This is a genomic window from Isoptericola sp. NPDC057191 (assembly GCF_042670225.1).
GTDB lineage: Bacteria > Actinomycetota > Actinomycetes > Actinomycetales > Cellulomonadaceae > Isoptericola.
In genome coordinates, this window is the sequence record NZ_JBHUWC010000039.1 from 1 (window position 1) to 24,760 (window position 24,760).

Below are 24,760 nucleotides of genomic sequence, written 5' to 3' on the forward strand. Positions count from 1 at the left end.
GAAGTGGGCCAAGGTCCCGCTCACAGCGGTGGAGGTGGTCAGCCCTCGGTGGACTCGGCGGCCTCGGTGGTCTCCTCGGCGGCCTCGCCCTCCTCGGCCTCGTCGGCGACCTCGCCACGCGGCTCGGAGACGGCGACGACGGCGGCGTCCGGGTCGGTGAGCAGCGTCGCGCCCTCGGGCAGGGCGATCTCGCCGGCGGTGACGTGCGAGCCGGCCTCGAGGCCCTCGATCGAGACCTCGACCGACTCGGGCAGGTTGGTGGCGAGCGCCTCGACCGACAGGGTCTGCGCCTCGACGAAGTGGATGGTGCCGGGGGCCGACTCGCCCACGACGTTCACGGTGACGTCGACGGCGATCTTCTCGCCGCGCTTCACGAGGAGCAGGTCGATGTGCTCGATGGTGCCGCGGACGGCGTCACGCTGGATGTCCTTGACGACGGCCATCTCGGAGACGTCGTCCAGCTCGATGGTGAACAGCGCGTTGGAGTGACGCACGGCGAGCATGGTCTCGTGGCCCGGCAGCGTGATGTGCAGCGGGTCGGTGCCGTGCCCGTACAGGACGGCGGGGATCTTGTTCTCACGACGGATGCGGCGGGCGGCGCCCTTGCCGAACTCGGTGCGGGCCTCGGCGGCGAGCTTGATGTCGGACACGTGGATCACTCCTGGGATGTCTGTGCGTGCCGATGGCCAGAGGGAGCCGTCGGCTGTCCACGAGGCGTGTGGTCCCCGCGAACTGCGGTTGCGTCGGCGTGGGACACGTGACGGACGCGATCGAGAGCGCGCCGTGGGGGCACCAACGAGAATGGTGCACCGACAGCCGCCCAGTCGATCACGGAAATCCGACGGATCCTGCTCTGAGGGTGGCGGCCTGGTCGCAGTGCTGAACCTGCACGACCCTGCGTGACCGGCGCCCGTCAGACGTCCCTCGCCGAGGCAACCGGACGAGTATAGCCTCCCTCAGGGCCGGGCGTGCTCGCCCGAGCGGTCGCGAGACCCCCCGCGGGCTCCCGCCGACCCGCGCGGGCGGTAGACCACCTGCGCCTGGAAGACGAAGCGCACGACGAACGCCACGAGGATGAGCACCGCCTGCACCACCTCGGGGTGCGGCGCCGCCTGCTCGACGATCCACCACAGCAGCAGCGTGCGGACCACGGCCTCGGTGCCGTTGAAGGCGAAGGACCGCACGAACCGGCCCCAGAAGCCGTGAGCACCGTCACGCAGGTCGGCGAAGACGAACCGCTCCTGCAGCAGGAAGTTGAGGACGATCGTCACCGCGTTCGCCACGATCACGGCGGGCAGGTAGTGGATGCCGGCAGCCTGCATGGCGGCGAGGATCGCCAGGTTGAGCACGGCGCCGGCGCCGCCGATGAGCGCGAACGGCGAGAGCCGCCCGAACCGCAGCAGGGTGAGCTGCTGCACGTACCGCAGCCCGTTCGCGACGGTGGCCTTGGACCGCCCCGCGAACCGCTCGCCGAACACGAACGGCTCCTCGACGACGACGAGCCGCTGCCGCGCGAGGATCTCCAGCAGGATCTTGAACCCCCGCGGCTGGAGCGCGTCGAGGTCGACCGCGCCCTGACGCACCACGAAGAAGCCCGTCATCGGGTCGGACACGTCGCGCAGCTTCACGGGGAACATCGACCGGGCCAGCAGCCCGGAGGCCTTCGAGACCCAGCGCCGGTAGCGGCCGTCGAGCCCGCCGGCGTCCCCGCGGCCGGTGTACCGGGAGGCGACGACGACGTCCGCGCCCGTCTCGCCGGCGGTGGCGAGCAGGACGGGCACCATCTCCGGCGGGTGCTGCAGGTCGCCGTCCATCACGACGACGCGCTCGCCGGCGGCGGCCTGCAGGCCGGCCACGACGGCGCCGGACAGCCCGCCGTCGGGTGCCGCGCGGTGCAGCAGCCGCACCGGCAGCTCGGACCCCGCGGCCACGCGCTCGATCTCGGCGGGGGTGTCGTCGGTGGAGTCGTCGACGAAGAGCACCTCGACGCCGCCGGGCACGACGCCGCCGCCGAGCGCGGCGGTCAGCCGGCGCACCAGCTCCGCGACGTTCGGACCCTCGTTGTAGGTGGGGACCAGCACGGTCACGTCCACGGGCGTCTCCATCGTCCGCACAGCCTACGACCCCGGCCTGACTGGCTCGTGAGAGTCACGAACTATGACGATCACGCTCGCCACAACTGGTGAATACGCCTAGAATACTCGGCAAAAGATCAGGGGGAGCAACGATGCCTGGGTACAAGATCGACCGACAGGTCCACGAGTTCGGCGAGCACGTGCGCGGGTGGCGCATGGTCCTGGGCCTGACGGCGCAGCAGGTGGCCGAGCGGGCCGACATCACGCGCGACACCCTCCGCAAGATCGAGACCGGGGACCCGAGCGTGAGCTTTCGCTCCGTCGCGCAGGTGCTGCGCGCGCTGGGCGTGCTGGACACCGCCGTCGACGCGGTGGACCCGCTACGCAGCGACATCGGCCGCCTGCGTGCCGGGAACCTGACGAAGAAGCGCGCCCGATGACCACCGTCGAGGTCTTCGTCGACGAGGACGGGCGGACCACAGCGGTCGGCAGGGCGCACTTCACCCGGACGCGAGGACAGATCTCCACCACGTTCCTCTACGACCCGGACTACCTCACGGGCAGCGGAACCGTCGTCGACCCCGCGCTGCCGCTGGTGTCCGGGGCACAGCACCAGGTCGGCCTCGTCCGGGCCTTCGCCGACAGCGCTCCCGACCGTTGGGGGCGGAACCTGGTCGAGAAGGCGGAGCGGGCGCGCGCCCGCAAGGAGAACAGAGCGCCGAGAAGGCTCGACGACGTCGACTTCCTGCTCGGGGTCAGCGACGACACCCGCCAGGGCGCGCTGCGATACCGCCTGCCCGGGCAGCAGGACTTCCTCGGCGGACCCTCGAGCGTTCCCCAGCTCATCTCGCTGCCGGAGCTCCTGCGCGCCTCCGACGAGCTGGCGTCCGACGACGACCCGTCCCGTGCCGTCAAACAGCTCCTCGACACGGGGACGACGGGTCTGGGCGGAGCGCGGCCCAAGGCATCGGTGCGGCTCGAGGACGGCAGCCTGGCGATCGCGAAGTTCCCGCACTCCAGCGACGGCTGGGACGTCATGGCCTGGGAGGCGACGACGCTCGACCTCCTGGAGAACGCGGGGATACGCGCGCCACAACGCCGCCTGACGCGCGTGGGAGAGCGCAGCGTGCTGATCCTGCGCAGGTTCGACAGAGGCCGCGCCGGCGACCGTATCGGCTACATCAGCGCCATGACCGCGACAGGCTCGTCCGACGGCCAGCGTCGTGACTACGCCGACATCGCCGAGGCGATCCGTGACCTGTCTCTGTCACCGCGTCGGGACCATCACGAGCTCTTCGACCGCGTCGTCGCGAGCGTCGCCCTCGGCAACACGGACGACCACCTTCGTAACCACGGCTTCCTCGCCGACCGCGGTTCGTGGACGCTGAGCCCCGTGTTCGACGTGAACCCGAACCCCGACCCGTTCAGGGCGCGCTCGACCTCGGTCATGGGTGCCGACGCGCCACCCGACGAGGTGGACGGCCTGCTGGCCCTCGCCGAGGAGTGCAGCCTGACGGTCGACCAGGCACGGGAGCGGATGGCCCGCACCGCGTCCGCGCTCGCGGGCTGGCGGGACCAGGCGCGGAAGCATCAGGTCGGCGAGCACGAGATCGCCATGATGGCCGAGTCGGTCGAGCCGCGTCTGGAGGCGGTCGCAAGGGCGGCCTGACGACAGAGCGCGGGGCGCGACGACGGCTCGTCGCACCCCGCGCTCCACGGAGAGGGCCTGGTCAGGCGTTGCCGTCGAACAGGCTCGTCACGGAGCCGTCGTCGAAGACCTCACGGATCGCGCGCGCGACGAGCGGCGCGATGGACAGCACGGTGAGCTTGTCGAACCGCTTCTCGGCGGCGATCGGCAGCGTGTCGGTCACCACCACCTCGGTGGCGCCGCACTCCTGCAGGCGCTGCGCGGCGGGGTCGGACAGCACGCCGTGGGTCGCCGCGACGGTCACGGACCGGGCGCCGGCCTCCATGACCACCTTGACGGCCTCGGCGATGGTGCCGCCGGTGTCGATGAGGTCGTCGACGAGCACGCAGTCGCGCCCCTCGACCTCGCCGACCACACGGTTGGCGACGGCCTGGTTGGGGCGCGTGACGTCGCGCGTCTTGTGCACGAACGCCAGCGGGCAGCCGCCCAGCTTGGCGGCCCACTGCTCGGCCACGCGGATGCGGCCGGCGTCCGGCGAGACGACGGCGACGTTGGCGAGGTCCACGCGGGTGCGCACGTAGTCGACGAGGACGGGCATGGCCCACAGGTGGTCGACCGGACCGTCGAAGAAGCCCTGGATCTGCGGCGTGTGCAGGTCCACGCTGAGGATGCGGTCGGCGCCCGCGGTCTTCAGCATGTCGGCCACGAGGCGGGCCGAGATGGGCTCGCGCCCGCGGCTCTTCTTGTCCTGGCGGGCGTACGCGTAGAACGGCGCGACGGCGGTCACGGACCGTGCCGAGCCGCGCTTGGCGGCGTCCACCATGAGCAGCTGCTCCATGAGCCACTGGTTCACCGGCGCGGTGTGGCTCTGCAGCAGGAAGATGTCGCTGCCGCGGACGGACTCGCTGAAGCGCACGTACGTCTCGCTGTTCGCGAAGTCGTACGCCGAGACGGGCAGCAGCTCGATGCCGAGCTCCTTCGCCACCGCCTCCGCGAGCTCCGGGTGCGCCCGCCCGGAGGCGAGGACCAGGGTGCGCTCTCCGGTTCCGGGGATGAAGTTGTTCATCGCTGCGTGCTTCCTTCGGTCGGGTCGGAACTGTCGCCGGCGGGGGCGGTGGCGTCGTCTGCGGGCGGCACCACGGGGATGGCACCCGTGAGGGCATTGTGGGCGGCGAGCTGCTGCTGCGCCTGCGCGCCGAGCTGCTGGTCCGCGGACGCGCTGCCGGCGGCGCCGGCGCGGGCGGCGGCCTCGGCGGCCGGGGTGCCCGGCCAGCGGCGGTCGACCCAGCCCTCGATGTTGCGCTGCTGCGAACGCGCGACGCCGAGCGCACCGGCCGGCACGTCCTTCACGATGACGGAGCCCGCGGCCGTGTACGCGCCGTCGCCCACGGAGACCGGCGCGACGAACATGTTGTCCGCGCCCGTCTTCGCGTACGAGCCGATCACCGTGCGGTGCTTCTTGACGCCGTCGTAGTTCACGGTGACGGAGGCGGCACCGATGTTCGTGTGCTCGCCGATCGTCGCGTCGCCCACGTACGACAGGTGCGGCACCTTCGAGCCCTCGCCGATCTGCGCGTTCTTCGTCTCCACGAAGGTGCCGATCTTGCCCTTCGTGGCCAGCTCGGTGCCGGGGCGGAGGTAGGCGAACGGCCCCACCGACGCGTGGGGGCCGATCACGGACAGCGAGCCGTGCGTGCGCACGACCGTCGCGCCCGGGCCGACCTCGACGTCCCGCAGCGTGGTGTCGGGCCCGATCGTCGCGCCGGACTCCACCTTCGTGGCGCCGTGCAGCTGGGTGCCCGGCAGCAGCGTGACGTCGGGCGCGAGCTCGACGTCGACGTCCACCCAGGTGGTCGCGGGGTCGACGACCGTCACGCCCGCCTGCATCCACTCGACCAGGACCCGCCGGTTGAGCTCCGCGCCGAGGGTCGCGAGCGCCACCCGGTCGTTGACGCCCTCGACGAGCATCGGGTCGTCGCTGAGCACGGCGCGCACGGCGCCGCCCTCGGCCCGTGCCGACTCGACGACGTCCGTGAGGTACACCTCGCCCTGCGCGTTGTCGGTGCCGAGCCCGGCCAGGCCGCGCCGCAGCACGGCGGCGTCGAAGACGTAGACGGAGCTGTTGATCTCGCGGATCGCGCGCTGCTCGGGCGTCGCGTCCTTGTGCTCGACGATCGCGAGCACGTCGCCCGACCCGGTCTCGCGCACGATGCGGCCGTAGCCGGTGGCGTCCTCGACCTCGGTCGTGAGGATGGTGACCGCGTTGCCGTCCGCGTGGTGGGCGGCGAGCAGCTCCGCGAGCGTGGCGCCGTCGAGCAGCGGGATGTCGCCGGCGAGGACGACGACCGCGCCGTCGAGCCCGTCGCCGAGGGGGTGCTCCCCACCGTCGAGATGCTCGTCGTGCAGGTCGTCGGCGTGCGCCAGCGCGGCCGCACGGCCGGCGTGGGCGCGGGCGTCCAGCGCGTCGAGCGCGCACTGCACGGCGCGTCCGGTGCCGGGGATCTCGTCCTGGTCGACGACGAGCGCCGTGGGGTCGAGCTCCAGCGCCGCCGTCGCGACGAGCTCCCGCTCGTGCCGCACGACCACGGCGACGTGCTGCGGGGACAGCTCTGTCGCGGCCGTCATCACGTGCCCGAGCAGCGTGCGCCCGCCGATGGCGTGCAGCATCTTCGGCGTCGCGGACCTCATGCGGGTGCCCTGCCCTGCGGCGAGGACGACGACGGCCGCCGGACTGGGGGTAGAGGGTGCCTCGGTCGAACCTGCAGCGGTCGAGCCTGTCGAGACCACGAGTGCTCCGTCTCTCTCGGGGTGTGCTTCGTCGGTGGTGCACGCGCTCCGCCCCCAGGACTCGAACCTGGACCAAAGGCACCAAAAACCTCTGTGCTGCCGATTACACCAAGGCGGATCGGGTCCCGGGCCGGTGCACGCAGCAGGCGCGGCACCGTCGGGCGTCCGTCCTCAGTCTGCCAGGTCCGCAGCACCGCCCCCGCACGTCGCGGGGCCGTCGACGCCGACCGCGGCGTGGCACGCACCACATCTCGCAGGACGGCCTGGTGGTGTGGCGGACGTTCCTCGACGAGCGACCTCCTCGCTTCCGGGTGGCCCGCCCGGCACAATGAGCCCATGCCCTCCGATCCCCGAGCGCCCAAGCGTCCGCCGCGCGCCCGGATGACGGCCAGCCAGCGGCGCGAGCAGCTGATCGAGGTCAGTCGCGGCCTGTTCGCCGAGAAGGGCTTCGAGGGCACCAGCGTCGAGGAGATCGCGGCGCGCGCCGAGGTGTCCAAGCCGGTGGTCTACGAGCACTTCGGGGGCAAGGAGGGCATCTACGCCGTCGTCGTCGACCGCGAGGTGCGCGCGCTGACCTCCGCGCTGACGGGCGCCCTCGAGGAGGGTGGCCATCCCAAGGTGCTGGTCGAGCGCACGGCGCTGGCGCTGCTCGGGTACATCGAGGCGTCGGAGGACGGGTTCCGCATCCTGGTGCGCGACTCCCCCGTCGCCCAGGCCACCGGCACGTTCTCCAGCCTGATCGGGGACGTCGCCACCCTGGTCGAGCACATCCTCGGCGACCAGTTCAAGGCGAACGGGCTGGACCCGAAGGCGGCGCCGCTGTACGCGCAGATGCTCGTGGGCATGGTCGCCCTCACCGGCCAGTACTGGCTCGACGCCCGTCGCCCCGGCAAGGCCGAGGTGGCGGCCCACCTGGTGAACCTTGCGTGGAACGGGCTGTCCGGCATGGTCAAGAAGCCCGAGCTCACCCGGTCCCGCTGAGCCGTTCGGCTCATCGAGCGTGACCGACGACGTGGTCGAGCAGCCGGTCGACGACGGCGAGCGCGGTCTCCCCGTCCACGTACCCGGCAAGGATCCCTTGCGTCAGGCCGGCGGCCGACGCGAGCACCAGCTCCGCGTCCAGGCGGGCCGGGTCGTCCGCGCCTGAGCCCGGCCCTGAGCCCGGCCCCGTGCCCCCGCCGTCGCCCCGCGCCCGCAGCACCTGCCCCGCGACGAGGTCGACGAGCGCCCGCGGGGCACCGCGCAGATCCTCTGACGTGACGGCCTCGTTCGTCAGGGCCGCGGCGTGGAAGGCGGCCAGGACGACGGCGTCCGCGCGGCGGGCGCCGTCGAGCGGGAGGAGCGCGGCGAGCACGGCGCGCAGGACGGCGCGGGGCGGGGGCATCGGGGCTGCGGCGTCCCCGGCGACGCCGCCGGGCTCCCCGACGCCGAACCGCGCGGCCGACCCCTCGATCACCGCGCGGTGCGTCGCGACGAGCAGCCCGTGCTTGTTCCCGAAGTAGTACTGCACGAGCCGCACGGAGACGCCGGACTCGGCGGCGACGGCCTGGAACGTGGCCGCCTCCAGCCCGTCGCGCGCGACGACGCGGCGGCAGGCGTCGGTGATCTGGCGGCGGCGCTGGTCGTGGTCCACCCGTCGTGGCACGGGCTCTCCCTCTCGGTCGTCCTCGGCGGTCGCCGTTGATGATACGTGCGTACCATTTTGATGGTACGGTCATACCATCAACCGCGCACCAGGAGGTCCGATGCCGTCGACAGGCCGCTTCACCAGCGAGGCCGCACGCAGCGCGTACGAGACGGCGTACCGCGACCTCGAGGCGCTCTGGCCGCTGCCGTCGGAGGACGTCCGGGTCGAGACCGCCTACGGCCCCACGCACGTGCGCCGTTCCGGCGCCGGCAGCCGGACGCCGCTGGTCCTCCTGCACGGCCTGAACGGCACCGGCCTGAGCTGGCACGGCGTCGTGCCCGCCCTGGCTGCCGACCGCGTCGTCTACGCTCCCGACGTCGTCGGCACGGCCGGGCGCAGCGAGCAGACGTCGCCGCTGACCTCGGCCGACGACTACGCCGCGTGGGGCGCCCAGCTGCTCCAGGGCCTCGGGCTGCAGCGCGCGCACGTGCTCGGCTACTCCGAGGGCGCGTGGTTCGCCGCGCTGCTGGCCTCCCGCGCGACCGACCGGGTGGGCGCGCTCGTCCTCGGCGAGGGCATCACCGCGCTGGTCAGGCCCGACCGGAAGGTCGTCTCGCGGATGGTCCGCGCCGCCGCCCTCCCGACGGCGCGCAACCTCGCCCGCCTCGACGAGTGGCTGAACCCCGGCGTCACCCTGACCGACGCGGACCGCGCGCTCGCCCGCGCGGCCATGCGCTACCGCCGTCGGACGCCGTGGCCGAGCCCCCTGCCCGACGAGCGGCTGCGCGCGATCACCGCCCCGACCCTGGCGTGCTTCGGCGCGGACACCAGGCTCGGCGACCCGGTCGCCGCGGGCCGTCGCGTCACCGAGCACGTGCGCGACTCCCGCGTCGAGCTGGTGGCCGGCGGCGGCCACGGCGTCCTGTGGCAGCTCCCCGACCGGGTGCTCCCGCTGGTGGACGAGTTCCTGCGCGCCCACGACTGAGCACCTGTCAGGACCACGGGCGCGGATGTCGTGCCGTGGCCCTGACAGGCCGCCCGTCACTTGCCGTCGAGGTACCCGTTCGCGTTGATGACGTACTTCGTCGCGGCACCGGCGTCGAACTCGGCGTAGCTCTGCGGAGCCTGGTCGAGGGTGATCGCCTTCGCGTTGACGTTCTTCGCGATCTGCACGCGGTCGTGCAGGATCGCCTGCATCAGGCCGCGGTGGTACTTCATCACCGGGCACTGACCGGTGGTGAACGCGAGCGACTTCGCCCAGCCCGTGCCGAGGCTGAGCGACAGCGACCCCTTCTTCGCCGCCTCGTCGATGCCGCCCGGGTCCCCCGTGACGTACAGCCCCGGGATGCCCAGCGCACCGCCCGCGGCGGTGATCTCCATCAGCGAGTTGAGCACGGTCGCCGGCGCCTCGTGCCCCGAGTCCGACCCGTGCCCCTTGGCCTCGAAGCCGACGGCGTCGATGCCGCAGTCCACCTCCGGGACACCGAGGATCTGCTCGATCTGCTCGGCCGGCCCGCCCTTCGTCAGGTCGACGGTCTCGCAGCCGAACGACCGCGCCTGCTGCAGCCGGTCGGCGTTCATGTCCCCGACGATCACGGCCGCCGCCCCCAGCAGCAGGGCACCCGTCGCGGCGGCGAGCCCGACCGGCCCGGCGCCCGCGACGTACACCGTGGAGCCGACCCCCACGCCGGCGGTCACGGCGCCGTGGAACCCGGTCGGGAAGATGTCGGACAGCATCGTCAGGTCCATGATCTTCTCGAGCGCCTGGTCCTTGTCCGGGAACTTCAGCAGGTTCCAGTCGGCGTACGGGACCAGCACGTAGTTCGCCTGCCCGCCGACCCAGCCGCCCATGTCGACGTAGCCGTACGCGCTGCCCGGCCGGTCCGGGTTCACGTTCTGGCAGATGCCGGTCTTGCGCTCCTTGCAGTTCCTGCACCGGCCGCACGCGATGTTGAACGGCACCGAGACGATGTCGCCCACCTTGATGAACTCGACGTCCCGGCCCGTCTCCACGACCTCGCCGGTGATCTCGTGCCCGAGCACGAGGTCGGGCGGTGCCGTGGTCCTGCCCCGGACCATGTGCTGGTCCGACCCGCAGATGTTCGTCGCGACGGTCTTGACGATCACGCCGTGCGGCACCTGTCGGCCGATGTTCGCGGGGTTCACCCCGGGCCCGTCCTTGAGCTCGAACGTCGGGTAGTCGATGTCGATGACCTCGACCTGGCCCGGTCCTTTGTAAGCGACCGCGCGGTTGCTGTCTGCCATGGTGCTCCTCCTCGAACACGGCCGGCCCGGGCTGGGCCGGCCCTTCGACCGTAGGCACGGTCGGCCCCGCTCGGCAGGTCGGGCGGCGAGCTCGTGGCCGGATCGGGCGTGCGCCGTTGTGCCGGAGGGCGCGGTCTGCTAGGCCTGCAGGTATGACCCGCGTCACCGTCCGACGCCGCGTCAGGCGCGTCACCATCGGCGGGCGCACCACGCGCCGCGAGGACCTGCTCGCCGGCGAGGAGCCCCTGGAGATCCGCGTGGGCGGCCGCTCGCTGGCCGTCACGATGCGCACCCCCGGGCACGACGTCGAGCTCGCGACCGGCTTCCTCGTGTCGGAGGGAGTCGTGACCGACGGCGGCCAGGTCGCCGCCGCGCGGTACTGCGCGGGCACCCCGGGGGTGGCGGCCGAGAACTCCTACAACGTGCTCGACGTCGCGCTCGCTGCGGGCGTCGCCCCACCGGACCCGGCCCTCGCCCGGGAGTTCTTCACCTCCAGCGCGTGCGGGCTGTGCGGCAAGGCGTCGGTGGACGCCGTGCGCACGCGCAGCGCGTTCGACGTGGCCGACGACCCGGTGCGCGTGGACGCGGCGCTGCTCGCCGCCCTCCCCGGCCGCCTCCGCGCGGCGCAGGACGTCTTCGCCCGGACCGGCGGCCTGCACGCCGCCGGGCTGTTCGACGCCGGGACCGGCGAGGCGCTCGTGGTGCGCGAGGACGTGGGCCGGCACAACGCCGTCGACAAGGTGGTCGGGTGGGCCGCCGCCGCGGGGCTGCTGCCGCTGCGGGGCAGGGTGCTCGTCGTGTCGGGCCGGGCCAGCTTCGAGCTGACGCAGAAGGCCGTCATGGCGGGGGTGCCCGTGCTCGCGGCGGTGTCCGCGCCGTCGTCCCTGGCGGCCGAGCTCGCGGACGACGCCGGACTGACCCTCGTGGGCTTCGTCCGGGACCCCACGCTCGTGGTCTACGCCGGCGGGGAACGCGTCGTCGAGGACGTCGAGGACCACCCGTCGCGCGACGCCGCGACGCCGCACCGCAGAGGGGACGCCGCATGAGCACCCAGCAGCCCGAGGAGACCCGGCCCGACGGCGGCGAGCCGCAGGAGCCGCAGCCCACCGGGACCCGGCCGCCGAAGGACTGGGCCGCGGGGGTGCCCGGAATCATGCACGCCCTCACGCCGGCGCTGCGCGGGATGGGCGCCCGCAGGACGGCGAAGCTGCTGCTGTCGATGAACCACCAGCAGGGTTTCGACTGCATGAGCTGCGCCTGGCCCGACCCGGACCGGCGCAAGCCAGCGGAGTTCTGCGAGAACGGGGCCAAGGCGGTCACGTGGGAGGCGACGCCGCTCGTCGTCGAGCCCGCGTTCTGGCAGGAGCATCCCGTCTCCGACCTACGCACCCGGACCGAGCACTGGCTCGGGCAGCAGGGCCGGCTCGTCGAGCCCGTGCACAAGGCCGCAGGCTCGGACCACTACGTGCCGGTCTCGTGGGACGAGGCGTTCGCGATCCTCGCCGACCGGCTGACCGGCCTCGCCTCCCCCGACGAGGCGTCGTTCTACACGAGCGGGCGCACGTCGAACGAGGCCGCGTTCGTCTACCAGCTGTTCGTGCGCGCCTTCGGCACGAACAACCTGCCCGACTGCTCCAACATGTGCCACGAGTCCACGGGCGCGGCGCTGGGCGAGACGATCGGCGTCGGGAAGGCGACGATCACCTACGACGACTTCGCCCTGGCCGACCTCATCGTGATCATGGGCCAGAACCCGGGCACCAACCACCCGCGCATGCTCACCGCGCTCGAGGAGGCCAAGCAGAACGGGGCGAGCATCGTCGCGGTGAACCCGCTGCCCGAGGCCGGGCTGAAGCGCTACAAGAACCCGCAGACGGTGCGCGGGCTGGCCGGGCGAGGCACAGAGCTCGCCGACCAGTTCCTGCAGATCCGCCTCGGCGGCGACATGGCCCTGCTGCAGGCCGTGTCGAAGCGGGTGCTCGACGCCGAGGCCGCGGCGCCGGGGACCGTGCTTGACCATGCCTTCCTCACCGAGCACGCCACCGGGCTCGAGGAGCTCGCCGCGCACCTGGCCGACCTGGACGAGGAGGCCGTGCTCGCCGCGACAGGCCTCACGAGCGCCGAGATCGACGAGCTCGCCGACCGCTACCTCCGCGCCGAGCGCGTCATCGTCACCTGGGCGATGGGTCTCACGCAGCACACGAAGGCCGTCCCGACGATCAAGGAGATCGTCAACCTGCTGCTCCTGCGGGGGAACATCGGACGGCCGGGGGCCGGGGCGTCGCCGATCCGCGGGCACTCGAACGTGCAGGGCGACCGCACGATGGGCATCTGGGAGCAGATGCCGGACAGCTTCCTCGACGCCCTCGACGCGGAGTTCGGCATCGCCTCCCCCCGGGCGTACGGGCTCGACGCCGTGGGCACGGTCGAGGCGATGGCGACCGGGCGGGTGCGGGTGCTCGTCGCGCTGGGCGGCAACCTCGTCGGGGCGATCTCCGACACCGTCGCGGCGGAGCAGGCCGTCGCGCACACCGACCTCAGCGTGCAGATCTCCACCAAGCTGAACCGCTCGCACGCCGTCGTCGGGCGCGAGGCGCTGATCCTGCCCACCCTCGGGCGCACGGAGATCGACCGGCAGGCGTCGGTCGAGCAGTTCGTGTCCGTCGAGGACACGGTGTGCGCGGTGCACGCCTCGAGCGGCAAGGTCGACCCCGTGGGGCCCCGGCTCCTGTCGGAGGTGGCGATCGTGACCCGCATGGCGCGCGCCGTCCTGACCGCGCGCGACGGCGACCCGGGACCCGTCGACTGGGCGGCGATGGAGCGCGACTACGACGTGATCCGCGACCACGTGGCCCGCGTGGTGCCCGGGTGCGAGGACTACAACGCCAAGATCCGCCGCGTCAGCGGGTTCCGCCTGCCGCACGGGCCGCGCGACTCCCGGACCTTCCCCACCGCCGACGGCAAGGCGCACCTGACCGTGAACGAGCTCGCGCCGGTGCACTGCCCGCCAGGGCGGCTGCTGCTGCAGACCATCCGCTCGCACGACCAGTTCAACACCACCATCTACCGCCGCGACGACCGGTACCGCGGCATCAAGGGGGGCCGCGCCGTCGTGCTCGTCAACCCCGAGGACCTCGCCGAGCTGGGGCTCGCGGACGGGGTCACCGTCGACGTCCACGGCGAGTACCACGACGGCGTGGACCGCGTGCTGCGCGGCCAGCGCGTCGTCGCCTACCCGACGGCCCGCGGGTGCGCCGCCGCGTACTTCCCGGAGGCGAACGTCCTCGTGCCCCTCGGCGCCACCGCCGAGACCAGCCGCACGCCCGTGTCCAAGGCCGTCGTCGTGCGCCTCGAGCCCGCCTGACCCCGAGCTAGTGCGGACCGTGCCGAGGTAGTCGGGGACGTGCCGAGGTAGTGCGGACCGTGCCGAGGTAGTGCGGACCGTGCCGAGGTAGTTCACACTCGTCAAGATTCTTGACGTCGAGAGACCAGAGTAGTCTCGGCGCATGGATGTGGAGGCACGGTCCGACGAGGTCGACCGGATCGTCGACGCGTGGCGCCGCGAGCGCCCGGACCTGGACGTCGAGCCGCTGACGGTGTTCTCCCGGGTCAGCCGGCTCGCCCGGCACCTGGACCGCGCGCGGCGTGGCGCGTTCGCGCGGCACGACCTGGAGACGTGGGAGTTCGACGTCCTGTCCGCGCTGCGCCGGGCGGGCGAGCCGTACCGCCTGTCGCCCGGCGTGCTCGTCGCGCAGACGCTCGTCACCAGCGGCACCATGACCAACCGCATCGACCGGCTCGAGGAGCGGGGCCTCGTCGAGCGGCACCGCGCGCCGTCCGACCGCCGCGGCGTGCTGGTGCAGCTCACCGCTGCAGGCCGCCAGCGGGTGGACGCGGCCATGAGCGACCTGCTCGACGTCGAGGCCCGCGTCCTCGACGCGCTGCCGTCCGCCGTGCGGCCGCAGCTCGCGGCGCTGCTGCGCACCGTCGTCGCGCAGTTCGACGAGTGACCCGGCAGCCCTCCCCCTCCCTCGGGCACGACGACGGCGCGCGCACCGGGCTGCTGCTCGCGGCGCTGCTCCTGGTGGCGCTCAACCTGCGGGCGCCGATCACGTCGCTCCCGCCGGTGGTCGACCAGGTCGCGGCCGGGCTGGGTCTGACGCCCACGGGCGCGGGCCTGCTCACCTCGGTGCCGGTGCTGTGCTTCGCGCTGTGCACGCCGCTGGCGTCGGTGCTGGTGGCGCGACTGGGCCCGGAGCTCGCGCTGGGGGCGTCGCTGGCGGGCATCCTCGCCGGCACCGTGCTGCGCTCGGCGGGCACGGTGCCCGCCGCGCTCGTCGGGACGGCGGTGCTGGGCGTCGCCATCTCGGTCGGCAACGTGGCCGTCCCGGTCGTCATCACGCGCGACTTCCGGCGCCGGGCCGCCGCGGTGACCGGCGCGTACAGCGCGACGATGAACCTCGGCTCGACGTTCACCACCATGCTCACCGTGCCGCTCGCGGCAGCGTTCGGCTGGCAGTGGGCCCTGGCCGGCTGGGGCGTCCTCGCGGTGCTGGCGCTCGCGGCGTGGGTGCCGGCCGGCCGCGCCCTGGTCGCCCGGGGTCGCGCGGGTGTCCCCGCGGCCGCCGCGCGGGTGCGCCCGCCGTCGGCGCGGACGGAGCTGGCCGCCCTGGACCCGGCGACGCGCCGGAGCGTGCGACGGCTGGCGGTCCTGCTGTCCGTGGCGTTCGCCGGGCAGGCGAGCGGGTACTACGCGGTGACCGCGTGGCTGCCGGAGATCCTGCACGACCGGCTCGGCATGACGGCCGCCGGCGCGGGCGGTGCCGCAGGCCCGTTCCAGCTCTGCGCGGTAGCGGGGTCGTTCCTCGTGCCCGTCGGTCTGGCACGCGGCCTGTCCGCCCGGCAGGTCGCCGCCGGGCTGTCCCTGATGTGGCTCTCGCTCCCGGTGGGGCTGCTGGTCGCGCCCGACCTGTGGCTGCTCTGGGTGGGCGTGGCCGGCGCGGCACAGGGCGGCAACTTCACCGCCATCTTCACGCTCGTCGCGCAGCGCAGCCCCGGCGTGGCCGTGGCGCGGCGGACGTCCGCCGTCGTGCAGACCGCCGGCTACGCGTGCGCCGCCCTCGCGCCGACCACGATGGGTGCCGTGCACGAGGCGACCGGCGGGTGGACGGCACCGCTGCTCGTCGTCACGGGCGTGCTCGCCGTCATGGCCGCGGCGATGTGGGTGGCGTCCGGCCGCCCGCGTCACACCCTCTGACGGACGCCGGCCAGGGTCACCGCGAGCGCGCCGAGCGCCCGCAGGGACTCCTCCGCCTGCTGCTCGTCGTAGCCCCGCGTGCAGACGGCGACGACGAGGGCGTCCGGGCCGAGCTCGCCGACGAACGCGACGTCGTGCCGGATGCCGTCCACCCAGCCCGACTTGGACCCGAACGGCACGCCTGCGGGGACGGCGGCGGTGAGCTGCCGGTCGGTCTGGCGCGCGAGCAGCCCGAGCATCCACGAGGTCTGCTCCGGCCCCGCGAGCCGCCCGGTGACGACGGCGGACATCAGCGCCGCGAGGTCGCCCGCCGTGGTGCGGTGGGTCGCTCCCTGGGCCTCGGCCGCGAGGTCGCTGTACTTGCGCCCGACGACGCTCGCGACGGCGCCGGCGTCGGCCAGCGCGCGGTTCACGGCGTCGAGACCGACCAGCTCGATGACCAGGTTGGTCGCCTCGTTGGACGACACCACGATCATGCGGTCGACGACCTGGCCCACGGGCACGAGCGTGCCGGGGGCCGGCATGCCGGGGTCGAGGTCGTCGGGCTCGATGCGGTAGTCCGGGGCGCCCGGCACCTGGGAGCGGAACGTGTCGGTGCTGGTCACCTCCTGCTCCAGCGTGAGCGCCCCCGACTCCAGCGCGCGGGCTGCCGCGACCAGCACGGCCAGCTTCACGGTCGACGCCGCGTAGAACGGGGCGTCGGCGTCACGCTCGGCGAGCACCTCGCCGCCCGCCCGGCGCACCTGGTACGCGACGACGGGGACGCCGTCCGAGTGCGTGCCCGTGGACACCATCACCGCACCCCCGCATCGTTGTGAGCGGGACTTTGGCCCTGCTCGTCGGCGTGTCGAGGGCGTGTCTCCCGCTCACAGCGGTCGCGGACGACGGCGGCGAAGGCGGCGGCGAGCGCGCGGGCCTGCCGCTCGTTCTCCGGCGCCCGCTCGAGAGCCGCGGTGAGGAGCTCGTCGCGGTCGAAACCGAGCGCGGCCAGCTCGTCCGCGTCCCACGTGCCGATGCGCTCCGGTGCCGCCTCCGGGTGGAACTGCAGCCCCCACGCGACGTCTCCCACGCGGAAGGCCTGGACGCCGCACGCGTCGCTCGTCGCGAGGTGCACCGCCTCCGGCGGCAGGCCGGTGATGGAGTCCACGTGGCTCTCGATCATGCGCACCTCGCCCTCGTCGGCCAGCGGGCCGAGCGGGCCGAGCAGCGGGTCGTCCGCCGCGTCGTCGAGCAGCCGCACGGGGCACAGCCCCTTCTCCGTCTCGCCGGACCGACCCGTGACGGTGCCGCCCGTGACGTGCGCCAGGACCTGGCCGCCCAGGCAGATGCCCAGGACGGGCACGCCGACGGCCAGCGCCTCGGACACCAGCGCACGCTCGTGCGGCAGCCACGGGGCGCGGTCGTCCTCGTCGGGCAGCAGACCGCCACCCAGCAGGACGAGGCCGTCCACGCCGTCCGCCCCGACGAGCGCGGGCACCCGGTCGGCGAGGTCCGCGCCCTCCACCACGACGGCGGCGGCGCCCTCCTCCTCCAGCCAGGCGGGCAGGCGCCCGGGGCCGCTGGTCGGCGAGTTCTGCACGAGGACGACGGTCGGTCGGCGGTCTGGCACGGTCAGCGCTCCCTGCTCTCGGGCACGGTCTCGGGCACGTTCTCAGGCACGTTCTCAGCGGCGGCCTCAGGGGCGGTCTCGGGCACGTCCCCGCGCGCTCGTCCACGCGCAGGTTCCGGTGCGACGTCGCCCGGTGCGACGTCGCCCGGTGCGACGTCGTCCGCCGCGAGGCCTCCTGGCAAGGAGGTACGCGGCGACGAGGTGCCCGACGACGCGCCCGACGACGGCAGCGCGCCGAGCGCCGCGGCCTGCTCCGCGAAGTGGCACGCGGCCGCGTGCGGCGTGCCGGCGGCGTCGCGCCGCCCGAGGGGCACCAGCACCGGGTCCTCGGTGCGGCAGCGCTCGGGGACGGCCTCCTGGCCGTCGCCGGGCACGCCCTGCTCGGTGGCGAGCCGGTGGGCGAGCCAGCACCGCGTGTGGAAGCGGCAGCCCGACGGCGGGTCGGCGGGCGAGGGCGGGTCGCCCTCCAGCATGAGGTCGCGCTGGGCCGGCCGCGCCGTCGGGTCCGGCACGGGCACCGCCGACAGCAGGGCGCGCGTGTACGGGTGGTGCGCGTCGCCGTACACGGCCGGGCCGCCGCCCTCCTCGACGATGCGGCCGAGGTACATCACCGCGACCTCGTCGGCGATGTGCTGCACGACGGCCAGGTCGTGCGCGATGAACAGGTACGACAGCCCCAGCTCGTCCTGCAGGTCCTCCAGCAGGTTGATGACCTGGCCCTGCACGGACACGTCCAGCGCGGAGACGGGCTCGTCGCACACCAGGACCCGCGGCTTCACGGCCAGGGCCCGCGCGATGCCGACGCGCTGCCGCTGCCCGCCGGAGAACTGGTGCGGGTAGCGGTGCACGTGGTCCGGGTCGAGGCCCACGAGCTCCAGCAGCTCCGCGACGGCACGACGTCGGCCGCCCTTCGGGACCGCGTCGGGGTGGATGCGGAACGGCTCGGCCACGATCTCCCCCACCGACATCCGCGGGTTGAGCGACGTGTACGGATCCTGGAAGACCATCTGTACAGACCGGCGCAGCTCCCGACGGGCCGCCCGCGACATCCGCGACACGTCCTCGCCGTCCACCAGCACCTGGCCGCGCGTCGGCTTCTCGATGCCCACCAGGACGCGCGCCAGCGTGGACTTGCCCGACCCGGACTCCCCCACCAGTCCCAGCGTGCGGCCCCGCCGCAGGGTCAGCGACACCCCGTCGACGGCCTGCACGTGGCCGGTCGTGCGCTTGATGACGACACCCTGTCGCACCGGGTACGCCTTGGCGAGGTCGCGCACCTCGAGGACGACGTCGGACGACTCGGTCAGCTCAGGCACGGACGCCTCCCAGCAGCTCGGTGGCGAAGTGGCAGGCCGACGACCGCCCGGGGGCGACGACCTCCAGCGGCGGCACGTCGGTGCGGCACACGTCGCGGGCCATGTCGCACCGCGGGTGGAACGGGCAGCCCTCGGGCACCCGGCCCGGCGCGGGCGGGCGGCCCGGCACCACCGGCAGGCGTCCGCCGACGGCCCGGTCGCCGCCGCCGTCCAGCCGCGGCACCGAGCGCAGCAGCGCCCGCGTGTACGGGTGCCCGGGCGCCGCGTAGAGGTCGCGCACCGGCGCGTGCTCCACCGCCCGGCCCGCGTACATCACGGTGACGTCGTCGGCGACGCCGGCCACGACGCCGAGGTCGTGCGTGATGAGGACCAGCCCCATCTGCCGCTCCGCCTGGATCTCCGCGAGGAGGCGCAGCACCTGCGCCTGCACGGTGACGTCCAGCGCCGTCGTCGGCTCGTCCGCGATCAGCACGTCCGGGTCGAGGGCGAGCGCCGACGCGATCATCACGCGCTGCCGCATGCCCCCGGAGAACTGGTGCGGGTACTCGTCCACCCGCTGCGCCGCGTTCGGCACCTTCACGAGGTCGAGCAGCTCCATCGCACGACGGCGCGCGTCCCGGCGCGACGACCCGGTGCGGGCCCGCAACGACTCCGACAGCTGGTAACCCACCGTGTGCACCGGGTTGAGAGCCGCCAGCGCGTCCTGGAACACCATCGCGACGTGCGTGCCGTTGTGCGCACGGTGCTGGGTGGGCGACAGCGACAGCAGGTCCGTGCCGCGGTACCGCGCCGACCCGCCGACGACCCGCGCCGTCGGCGGCAGCAGCCCCATGACGGCGAGCGAGCTCACCGACTTGCCGCAGCCCGACTCCCCCACGAGCGCCAGGGTGCGCCCCGCCTCCACCCGGTAGCTGAGGCCGTCGACCGCGCGCACCGCGCCGTCGTCCGAGCGGAACTCGACCGCCAGGTCCTCCACCTCGAGCAGCACCGCGCCCGCCGAGCGCGGCCCGGTTGTGCCGTCCGTCGTCATGTCCACCGTCGTGTCCGTGATGCTCTCCGTCATGTCCGTCACCGGAGCCTCGGGTCGAGGGCGTCGCGCAGGGCGTCACCGAGGACGACGAGCGCCAGCACCGTGAGGATCAGGCACCCGAGCGGGATGAGCAGCAGGTACGGGTAGCCCCCGGTCACCCACTCCGCGCCGTTCGTGATCATGATCCCCCAGCTGATCGCCGGCGGCCGCACCCCGATGCCGAGGAACGCCAGCACGGCCTCCGCGCTGATCACCCCCGCGATCGCCGTCGGCACCAGCGCCGTCACCGGCCCGATCGCGTTGGGCAGCACGTGCCGCACCATCACCCGCAGGTCCGACGCGCCCAGCGCGCGCGCCGCCGTCACGTAGTCGAGGTTCTTCGCCTCGAGCACGCTCGCCCGCACATATCTGGCATACCCCATCCACCCGAACGTCGTCAGCACCAGCGCCGGGAGCAGGATGACGTCGAACGCCCCGCCGCCCACGTGCACGTTGCGGAACAACGACAGCAGCAGCAGCGCCGCCAGCAGCAGCGGGATCACGAGGAACACCTCGATGGTGCGGGACACCACCGAGTCCACCCACCCCAGGTAGTAGCCCGCGACCAGGCCGAGCACCACGCCGATCACCACCGACGCGCCCACCACCACGAACGCCAGCATCAGCGACGGTCGCGCCCCGTGGACCAGCTGCGCCAGCATGTCGCAGCCGTGCACGTCCGTGCCCAGCGGGTGCTCCGCCCCGACGCCCTGCGGCCGGATCTTCGAGTCGCCGATGAGGCATCGCTGCGGGTCCGTGCTGGTGAACAGCAGCGGGAACGCCGCCATCACGGCGAAGAAGACGACCACCAGGGCCGACACGACGACGTCAGGACGACGCCGCAACCGGCGCCAGGCGTCCCCGCCCAGCGACGCGGAGACGTCCACCTTCGGCGCATCCGGGGCGGCAGTGGCAGCGGTGGGCTCAGGCATATCGGATCCTCGGGTCCAGGGCGGCGTAAGCGATGTCGACCACCAGCATCACGACCACCGTCACCACGGCGAGGATCGTCACGACGCCGAGGACCAGGGCCACGTCCGCGCCGCGGACCGCGCTCCACAGCACGCCCCCCATGCCGTAGATGTTCATCATCCCCTCGGTGATGACGGCGCCCGCGAGCGCCTCGGTGAACGTCAGCCCGACAGCCGTCACGACCGGCACCGCAGAGTTGCGCATCACGTGGTGCACGACGACGTGCCGCTCCGTCAGGCCGCGCGAGCGCGCCGTGCGCACATGGTCGCCCGCGTACGACTCCAGCTGGCTCGCCCGCACCAGGCGGATGAACGCCGCCGACCCCGCCAGGCCCAGCAGGATGCCCGGCACCAGCAACGTGGCCCACGGATGGTCGTCGTCGAACGACGGCCGGAACCACAGCGCCGGCAGGCTCTCCGCGCCGAACGTCTCCGTCGCCCACTTGTTCAGGGGCACCGCGAACACGTACCGGTACACCAGCAGCAGCACGAAGATCGGGAACGCGTCGATCAGCACCGACGTCATGCGGATCCCGTGGTCCGTCGCCCGGCCGCGCCACCGCGCCGCCACCGTGCCCAGACCCAGGCCCAGCACGAACCACACGATCGTCACGATGAGGAACAGCTTCAGCGTGTTCGGCGCCGCCGTCGCGACGATGTCCGTCACGTCACGGCCGCGCAGGTTCGTGCCGAAGTCGCCTTGCGCGTACGAGCCCAGGCGCTCCACGAACGGCCCCAGGCACGGGTTGCCGGTCTGGTCGTAGCACGGGTCGTCGAGGCCGTAGCGGGCCTCCACCGCCGCGAGCTGCGACTTCGACGGCACGTGGTCGCCGAAGAACGCCAGCGCCGGGTTGCCGTTGAGCTGGATCGCGAACGTCGTGAGCAGGTGCAGCACGAACATCACGAGCAGCAGGGTGGCCACGCCCAGGAGGGTGCGGCGAAGGATGTAGCGGCCCATTCACTTTCTTTCCGTGCCGGGGGGTGGCGTGCCGGGGGCTGGGGTGTCGCGAGGCGCGCCATCCGCCTTCGCTCGTTCCTCGCTCGGCTCCCGCCAGGCCCGACCAGCCTCGCGACACCCCAGCCCCCGCCACGCTCTTGCTCCCTCCCGGTGACCGGCGACCTGGGCCGGCGGCCACCGGGAGGGTTCGATCTGAACCGTCAGCCGTTGGTGACCTCGAGGAGGCGCAGCTTGGGCTCACCGCTGAACGGGTCGAGGACCACGTTCGAGACGTTCTCGCTGTAGTACGTGGTGTTCTGCGCCACGAAGAGCGGGACCGTCGGGAAGTCGGCGGCCAGGATCTTCTCCGCCTCCTGGTACTTCGCGACCGCGTCGTCGAGGTTGGCCGCCTCGTCGCCGGCCTTGACGGCCGCCTCGAAGTCGGCGCTGTAGTACCCGAACTCCGTGTTGCCGTTCTTCGCGTCGCCGCTGGCGTACACGGGGGCGAGGTAGTTCTCGTTGAGCGGGTAGTCCGGGAACCAGTTGGCGCGGAACGGGCCGGAGAAGTCGCGCGCCGAGCGGCGGGCGAAGTAGTCCTCCGTCGGGTCCAGCTCGTACGGGATGCCGAGGGTCTCCTGGATGGAGTCGCCGACCGCCTTGAAGAGGGCCTGCTCCGTCTCGTCCTGGCCGAGGTGGATCGTCATCTTCTCGCCGTCGGGCCACCCGCCGGCCTTCGCCAGGGCTTCCTTGGCCGCGTCGGCGTCGAACGTGCACCACTCGCACGTGCCGCCGGTGCCACCCGGGACGACGTCCGGCACCACCCAGCTGTCCGCCGGGATCCGCTGGCCGGGCAGCAGGGCGTCGATGATGCCCTGCCGGTCGATGGCCATCGAGATCGCCTTGCGGAACTCGATGTCCTTCCACGGGCCGTCCTTGTACAGCGGGAAGCCGAGGTAGGTGAGCGCGGCGCCCGGCCCCTCGATGTACCGCTCCTGCAGGTCGGGGTCGTTCGCGGCGGCCGCGGTCTCCGCGGGCGGCGGGGTCGCGAAGTCGAGGTTGCCGGCCTGGAAGTCCGGCCAGTTGTCCTCGCCCGTGTACTCCGTCCACTCGATGGCGCCGTACTTCGGCGTCTCCTCGAGCGTGTAGTCGTCCCAGCGCTTGGCGGTGAGGTTCACGCCCTGGTCCCACTTCTCGACCTGGAACGGGCCGTTGCCGATCGGCTGCACCGCGCACGCGTCGATGTCGTCGAGGCACGCCTGGGCGATCGGGAAGAAGCCGGTGTAGCCGAGCATCGTGGAGAAGCCGGCGAACGGGCCGGTCAGCGTGACCTCGAGCGTCTGCGGGTCCACGACCTTCAGGCCGGACAGGGTGTCCGCCGTGGGCTCCGTGGTGACGTTGCCGTCGTCGTCCGTCTCGCCCTGCATGTCGTCGTACCCGGCGATGCGCTCGAAGAAGTAGTTGTTCGCCATCGCGTTCGGGCCGTAGGCCGCGTAGTTCCAGGCCCGCGCGAACGCGTCCGCGTCGACGGCCTCGCCGTTCTGGAACTTCAGGTCCGGCTTGATCTTGATCGTCCAGACCGTGTTGTCGTCGCTCTCGATGCTCTCCGCCACGTAGTTGTACGGCTCCGTGGTCTTCGGGTCGTACCGGACCAGCCCGTCGTACACGACGTCGAGCACGGAGATGTTGTCCCCGACGTTCGAGTCCATCGGCAGCAGCGTCTCGACGTCCTGCGACAGCGAGAGGTGCAGCGTCGCGTCCGCGTCGCTCCCCCCTCCACCACCGTCGCCGTTCCCGTCGTCGTTCCCGCCACCACCGGAACAGCTCGCCAGCACCAGCGTCACCGCCGTCGCAGCGGCTGCCACCGCAGCCCTTCGCCCCATCGTCACCGGCTTCTCCCCACGTCGTGGTCGCTCCGGGCGCCGTCGCCCTGCGTGTGTACACGTCGTCGTGCACGTCGTCGCGGTCCGGTTCGGCGGACGTACGACGGCGCTGCCGTGGAACATATCGCCATCACGGCCCTCGGTGGTGAAAATCACTGTTAAGGATCCGTAACGATCGGCGGCGAGCCCCGACGCCTCGCTGCCACCGGTCGGCAGTTCGGCCACCGAGCGGCAGTTCGAACTGCCGCGCCCGTCCGGAACTGCCGCCCAGAACCTGCCCCCAGGCCTCGGTCGTCCACAGGCGCGCTCGCGCGGCGCCTGGCCCGCTCGACGGCGCCCCACGCTGTCCGGATGACCGACGACCGACACCTCCTGATCGCCCGCGAGCACGACCCGACGGCTCTCCGGCGCGCGCTCGGCGCCGGCGCGATCTCGCGCGTGCGGCGCGGGGCCTACCGGACCGTGGCAGACGGCGGCCCGCCGGACGCCCGCACCCTCGCCCGGGACCGCATCGGCGCGGTGCACCGCCAGCTCGAGGCCGACCACGTCTTCAGCCACGAGAGCGCGGCCCTGCTGTGGGGCGTGCCGCTGTGGGAGGCGCCCACGACGACGCACGTGCTGCAGCGGTCCGGTGCGAGCTCCCGCTCGGCGCGCGACGTCGCGCGGCACCGCGGCCTGCCGCAGCGGTGGGTGGAGCTCGAGGGGCTGCCCGTGACCGACCTCGCGCGGACCGTCGTCGACTGCGTCACCACCCTGCATCCCCTGGAGGGGCTCGTCGTCGCCGACTGGGCGCTCGGCCACGGCCTCGACCGCGGTGAGGCGCTCGGCCTGCTGGGTGCTCGACGCCGCCGGAACGGGACGGCTCGGGGGCGGCTCGTCCTCGAGCTCGCCGAGGGCGCCGTCGACCCTCCGTGGGAGACCTGGCTGCGGTACGTGGCGCTGCGGGCCGGTCTGCCGCGCCCGCGCACGCAGTTCCGCGTCGAGACGCACGCCGGGCGGTTCTTCGTCGACCTCGCCTGGCTCGAGCACCGCGTGCTCGCCGAGTTCGACGGCCGGATCAAGTACCGGGACGGCGCGTTCGGCACCGGGTACGACGCCGAGCAGGCGCTGTTCGAGGAGAAGGTGCGCGAGGACGCCATCACCGAACGGTTGGGGGTGCGTCCACTGCGGTTCGTGGCGCGGGACGCCCGCGACCCGGACAGCGTCACGCGCCGGCTCCTCGCCCGGTTCCCGCCCGACGTGCGACGCGCCGCACGCGTTCGTCCCCGGCTGCCGCTCCCGCCGCGCTCCGGACCCGATCAACGCGGCAGTCTCGGATC

Annotated in this window: 22 protein-coding genes and 1 tRNA gene; 9 read left to right on the plus strand and 14 right to left on the minus strand. The window is 73.2% G+C overall.

Translation table 11 applies throughout. From position 1 onward, the window contains the following. Positions 1 to 38 precede the first annotated feature (38 nt). Together ACFT55_RS07750 and ACFT55_RS07755 are read right to left on the minus strand one after the other, a co-directional pair. Complete coding sequence (locus tag ACFT55_RS07750) at positions 39 to 650, minus strand: 50S ribosomal protein L25/general stress protein Ctc (RefSeq protein ID WP_380243240.1); 612 nt, start codon at positions 648 to 650, stop codon at positions 39 to 41. A gap of 306 nt (positions 651 to 956) precedes the next feature. Next, a complete protein-coding gene (locus tag ACFT55_RS07755; RefSeq protein ID WP_380243241.1) occupies positions 957 to 2,105 on the minus strand; it encodes a glycosyltransferase in 1,149 nt (382 codons plus the stop codon). 122 nt (positions 2,106 to 2,227) lie between these two features. Between ACFT55_RS07755 and ACFT55_RS07760 the strand changes: the two genes are divergently transcribed. Both ACFT55_RS07760 and ACFT55_RS07765 read left to right on the plus strand, forming a co-directional pair. Then, positions 2,228 to 2,515, plus strand: a complete 288-nt coding sequence (locus tag ACFT55_RS07760) for a helix-turn-helix domain-containing protein (protein ID WP_380243242.1) — start codon at positions 2,228 to 2,230, stop codon at positions 2,513 to 2,515. After that, positions 2,512 to 3,744 carry a type II toxin-antitoxin system HipA family toxin gene (locus ACFT55_RS07765; protein ID WP_380243243.1) on the plus strand — a complete coding sequence of 411 codons (1,233 nt, stop codon included), beginning with the start codon at positions 2,512 to 2,514 and terminating at the stop codon, positions 3,742 to 3,744. The genes ACFT55_RS07760 and ACFT55_RS07765 overlap by 4 nt, the downstream gene beginning before the upstream one ends. 61 nt (positions 3,745 to 3,805) lie before the next feature. On the opposite strand, the gene ACFT55_RS07770 is transcribed toward ACFT55_RS07765, so the two are convergent. From ACFT55_RS07770 to ACFT55_RS07780, 3 genes are all read right to left on the minus strand, one after another. Beyond that, positions 3,806 to 4,789, minus strand: coding sequence for a ribose-phosphate diphosphokinase (locus ACFT55_RS07770; protein ID WP_380243244.1), 984 nt, complete (start codon positions 4,787 to 4,789; stop codon positions 3,806 to 3,808). After that, positions 4,786 to 6,411 carry a bifunctional UDP-N-acetylglucosamine diphosphorylase/glucosamine-1-phosphate N-acetyltransferase GlmU gene (gene glmU, locus ACFT55_RS07775; RefSeq protein ID WP_380243245.1) on the minus strand — a complete coding sequence of 542 codons (1,626 nt, stop codon included), beginning with the start codon at positions 6,409 to 6,411 and terminating at the stop codon, positions 4,786 to 4,788. Before glmU ends, ACFT55_RS07770 begins: the two co-directional genes overlap by 4 nt. A gap of 145 nt (positions 6,412 to 6,556) precedes the next feature. Continuing rightward, a tRNA-Gln gene (locus tag ACFT55_RS07780) sits at positions 6,557 to 6,628 on the minus strand. A 263-nt stretch (positions 6,629 to 6,891) separates the two neighbouring features. Here ACFT55_RS07780 and ACFT55_RS07785 point away from each other — a divergent pair. After that, the gene (locus ACFT55_RS07785; protein WP_380243260.1) at positions 6,892 to 7,491 is read left to right on the plus strand and encodes a TetR/AcrR family transcriptional regulator; all 600 of its coding nucleotides are present in this window, start codon (positions 6,892 to 6,894) and stop codon (positions 7,489 to 7,491) included. A gap of 10 nt (positions 7,492 to 7,501) precedes the next feature. On the opposite strand, the gene ACFT55_RS07790 is transcribed toward ACFT55_RS07785, so the two are convergent. Further along, complete coding sequence (locus ACFT55_RS07790) at positions 7,502 to 8,155, minus strand: TetR/AcrR family transcriptional regulator (protein WP_380243246.1); 654 nt, start codon at positions 8,153 to 8,155, stop codon at positions 7,502 to 7,504. 100 nt (positions 8,156 to 8,255) lie between these two features. On the opposite strand from ACFT55_RS07790, the gene ACFT55_RS07795 reads away from it, so the two are divergent. Beyond that, positions 8,256 to 9,122 (plus strand): alpha/beta fold hydrolase, encoded by an 867-nt coding sequence (locus ACFT55_RS07795; RefSeq protein ID WP_380243247.1) that lies wholly within the window; start codon positions 8,256 to 8,258, stop codon positions 9,120 to 9,122. A 56-nt stretch (positions 9,123 to 9,178) separates the two neighbouring features. On the opposite strand, the gene fdhA is transcribed toward ACFT55_RS07795, so the two are convergent. Further along, complete coding sequence (fdhA, locus tag ACFT55_RS07800) at positions 9,179 to 10,402, minus strand: formaldehyde dehydrogenase, glutathione-independent (RefSeq protein WP_380243248.1); 1,224 nt, start codon at positions 10,400 to 10,402, stop codon at positions 9,179 to 9,181. A 152-nt stretch (positions 10,403 to 10,554) separates the two neighbouring features. On the opposite strand from fdhA, the gene fdhD reads away from it, so the two are divergent. The 4 genes from fdhD to ACFT55_RS07820 all read left to right on the plus strand — a co-directional run bounded on the left by fdhD (position 10,555) and on the right by ACFT55_RS07820 (position 15,659). Continuing rightward, complete coding sequence (gene fdhD, locus ACFT55_RS07805; RefSeq protein WP_380243249.1) at positions 10,555 to 11,448, plus strand: formate dehydrogenase accessory sulfurtransferase FdhD; 894 nt, start codon at positions 10,555 to 10,557, stop codon at positions 11,446 to 11,448. Continuing rightward, positions 11,445 to 13,766 (plus strand): FdhF/YdeP family oxidoreductase, encoded by a 2,322-nt coding sequence (locus ACFT55_RS07810; protein ID WP_380243250.1) that lies wholly within the window; start codon positions 11,445 to 11,447, stop codon positions 13,764 to 13,766. The genes fdhD and ACFT55_RS07810 overlap by 4 nt, the downstream gene beginning before the upstream one ends. A gap of 142 nt (positions 13,767 to 13,908) precedes the next feature. Beyond that, a complete protein-coding gene (locus ACFT55_RS07815; protein WP_380243251.1) occupies positions 13,909 to 14,412 on the plus strand; it encodes a MarR family winged helix-turn-helix transcriptional regulator in 504 nt (167 codons plus the stop codon). Continuing rightward, complete coding sequence (locus ACFT55_RS07820) at positions 14,409 to 15,659, plus strand: CynX/NimT family MFS transporter (protein WP_380243252.1); 1,251 nt, start codon at positions 14,409 to 14,411, stop codon at positions 15,657 to 15,659. The genes ACFT55_RS07815 and ACFT55_RS07820 overlap by 4 nt, the downstream gene beginning before the upstream one ends. On the opposite strand, the gene ACFT55_RS07825 is transcribed toward ACFT55_RS07820, so the two are convergent. The 7 genes from ACFT55_RS07825 to ACFT55_RS07855 form a co-directional block, all read right to left on the minus strand. Continuing rightward, a complete protein-coding gene (locus tag ACFT55_RS07825) occupies positions 15,647 to 16,453 on the minus strand; it encodes a serine hydrolase (protein WP_380243261.1) in 807 nt (268 codons plus the stop codon). The two genes, ACFT55_RS07820 and ACFT55_RS07825, sit on opposite strands and share 13 nt — an antisense overlap. Further along, positions 16,453 to 17,268 (minus strand): type 1 glutamine amidotransferase, encoded by an 816-nt coding sequence (locus ACFT55_RS07830; RefSeq protein WP_380243253.1) that lies wholly within the window; start codon positions 17,266 to 17,268, stop codon positions 16,453 to 16,455. The genes ACFT55_RS07825 and ACFT55_RS07830 overlap by 1 nt, the downstream gene beginning before the upstream one ends. Before the next feature lie 2 nt (positions 17,269 to 17,270). After that, positions 17,271 to 18,584, minus strand: coding sequence for an ABC transporter ATP-binding protein (locus tag ACFT55_RS07835; protein WP_380243254.1), 1,314 nt, complete (start codon positions 18,582 to 18,584; stop codon positions 17,271 to 17,273). After that, on the minus strand, positions 18,577 to 19,647 hold the full coding sequence (locus ACFT55_RS07840; RefSeq protein WP_380243255.1) for an ABC transporter ATP-binding protein: 1,071 nt from the start codon (positions 19,645 to 19,647) through the stop codon (positions 18,577 to 18,579). Before ACFT55_RS07840 ends, ACFT55_RS07835 begins: the two co-directional genes overlap by 8 nt. Before the next feature lie 5 nt (positions 19,648 to 19,652). Beyond that, the gene (locus ACFT55_RS07845) at positions 19,653 to 20,585 is read right to left on the minus strand and encodes an ABC transporter permease (RefSeq protein WP_380243256.1); all 933 of its coding nucleotides are present in this window, start codon (positions 20,583 to 20,585) and stop codon (positions 19,653 to 19,655) included. After that, positions 20,578 to 21,582 (minus strand): ABC transporter permease, encoded by a 1,005-nt coding sequence (locus ACFT55_RS07850; protein ID WP_380243257.1) that lies wholly within the window; start codon positions 21,580 to 21,582, stop codon positions 20,578 to 20,580. Before ACFT55_RS07850 ends, ACFT55_RS07845 begins: the two co-directional genes overlap by 8 nt. 200 nt (positions 21,583 to 21,782) lie before the next feature. Further along, a complete protein-coding gene (locus ACFT55_RS07855) occupies positions 21,783 to 23,423 on the minus strand; it encodes an ABC transporter substrate-binding protein (RefSeq protein ID WP_380243258.1) in 1,641 nt (546 codons plus the stop codon). Between the two features lie 369 nt (positions 23,424 to 23,792). Between ACFT55_RS07855 and ACFT55_RS07860 the strand changes: the two genes are divergently transcribed. Then, positions 23,793 to 24,760, plus strand: a 968-nt coding sequence (locus ACFT55_RS07860) for a hypothetical protein (RefSeq protein ID WP_380243259.1), incomplete at its 3' end; no start/stop codon positions are given.

Coding starts and splice junctions, on each gene's coding strand:
- ACFT55_RS07755 (WP_380243241.1), bottom strand. CDS start 2,105: ATGGAGACGCCCGTGGACGTGACCGTGCTGGTCCCCACCTACAACGAG.
- ACFT55_RS07760 (WP_380243242.1), top strand. CDS start 2,228: ATGCCTGGGTACAAGATCGACCGACAGGTCCACGAGTTCGGCGAGCAC.
- ACFT55_RS07765 (WP_380243243.1), top strand. CDS start 2,512: ATGACCACCGTCGAGGTCTTCGTCGACGAGGACGGGCGGACCACAGCG.
- ACFT55_RS07770 (WP_380243244.1), bottom strand. CDS start 4,789: ATGAACAACTTCATCCCCGGAACCGGAGAGCGCACCCTGGTCCTCGCC.
- glmU (WP_380243245.1), bottom strand. CDS start 6,411: ATGAGGTCCGCGACGCCGAAGATGCTGCACGCCATCGGCGGGCGCACG.
- ACFT55_RS07785 (WP_380243260.1), top strand. CDS start 6,892: ATGACGGCCAGCCAGCGGCGCGAGCAGCTGATCGAGGTCAGTCGCGGC.
- ACFT55_RS07795 (WP_380243247.1), top strand. CDS start 8,256: ATGCCGTCGACAGGCCGCTTCACCAGCGAGGCCGCACGCAGCGCGTAC.
- fdhA (WP_380243248.1), bottom strand. CDS start 10,402: ATGGCAGACAGCAACCGCGCGGTCGCTTACAAAGGACCGGGCCAGGTC.
- fdhD (WP_380243249.1), top strand. CDS start 10,555: ATGACCCGCGTCACCGTCCGACGCCGCGTCAGGCGCGTCACCATCGGC.
- ACFT55_RS07810 (WP_380243250.1), top strand. CDS start 11,445: ATGAGCACCCAGCAGCCCGAGGAGACCCGGCCCGACGGCGGCGAGCCG.
- ACFT55_RS07815 (WP_380243251.1), top strand. CDS start 13,909: ATGGATGTGGAGGCACGGTCCGACGAGGTCGACCGGATCGTCGACGCG.
- ACFT55_RS07825 (WP_380243261.1), bottom strand. CDS start 16,453: ATGGTGTCCACGGGCACGCACTCGGACGGCGTCCCCGTCGTCGCGTAC.
- ACFT55_RS07840 (WP_380243255.1), bottom strand. CDS start 19,647: ATGACGGAGAGCATCACGGACACGACGGTGGACATGACGACGGACGGC.
- ACFT55_RS07845 (WP_380243256.1), bottom strand. CDS start 20,585: ATGCCTGAGCCCACCGCTGCCACTGCCGCCCCGGATGCGCCGAAGGTG.
- ACFT55_RS07850 (WP_380243257.1), bottom strand. CDS start 21,582: ATGGGCCGCTACATCCTTCGCCGCACCCTCCTGGGCGTGGCCACCCTG.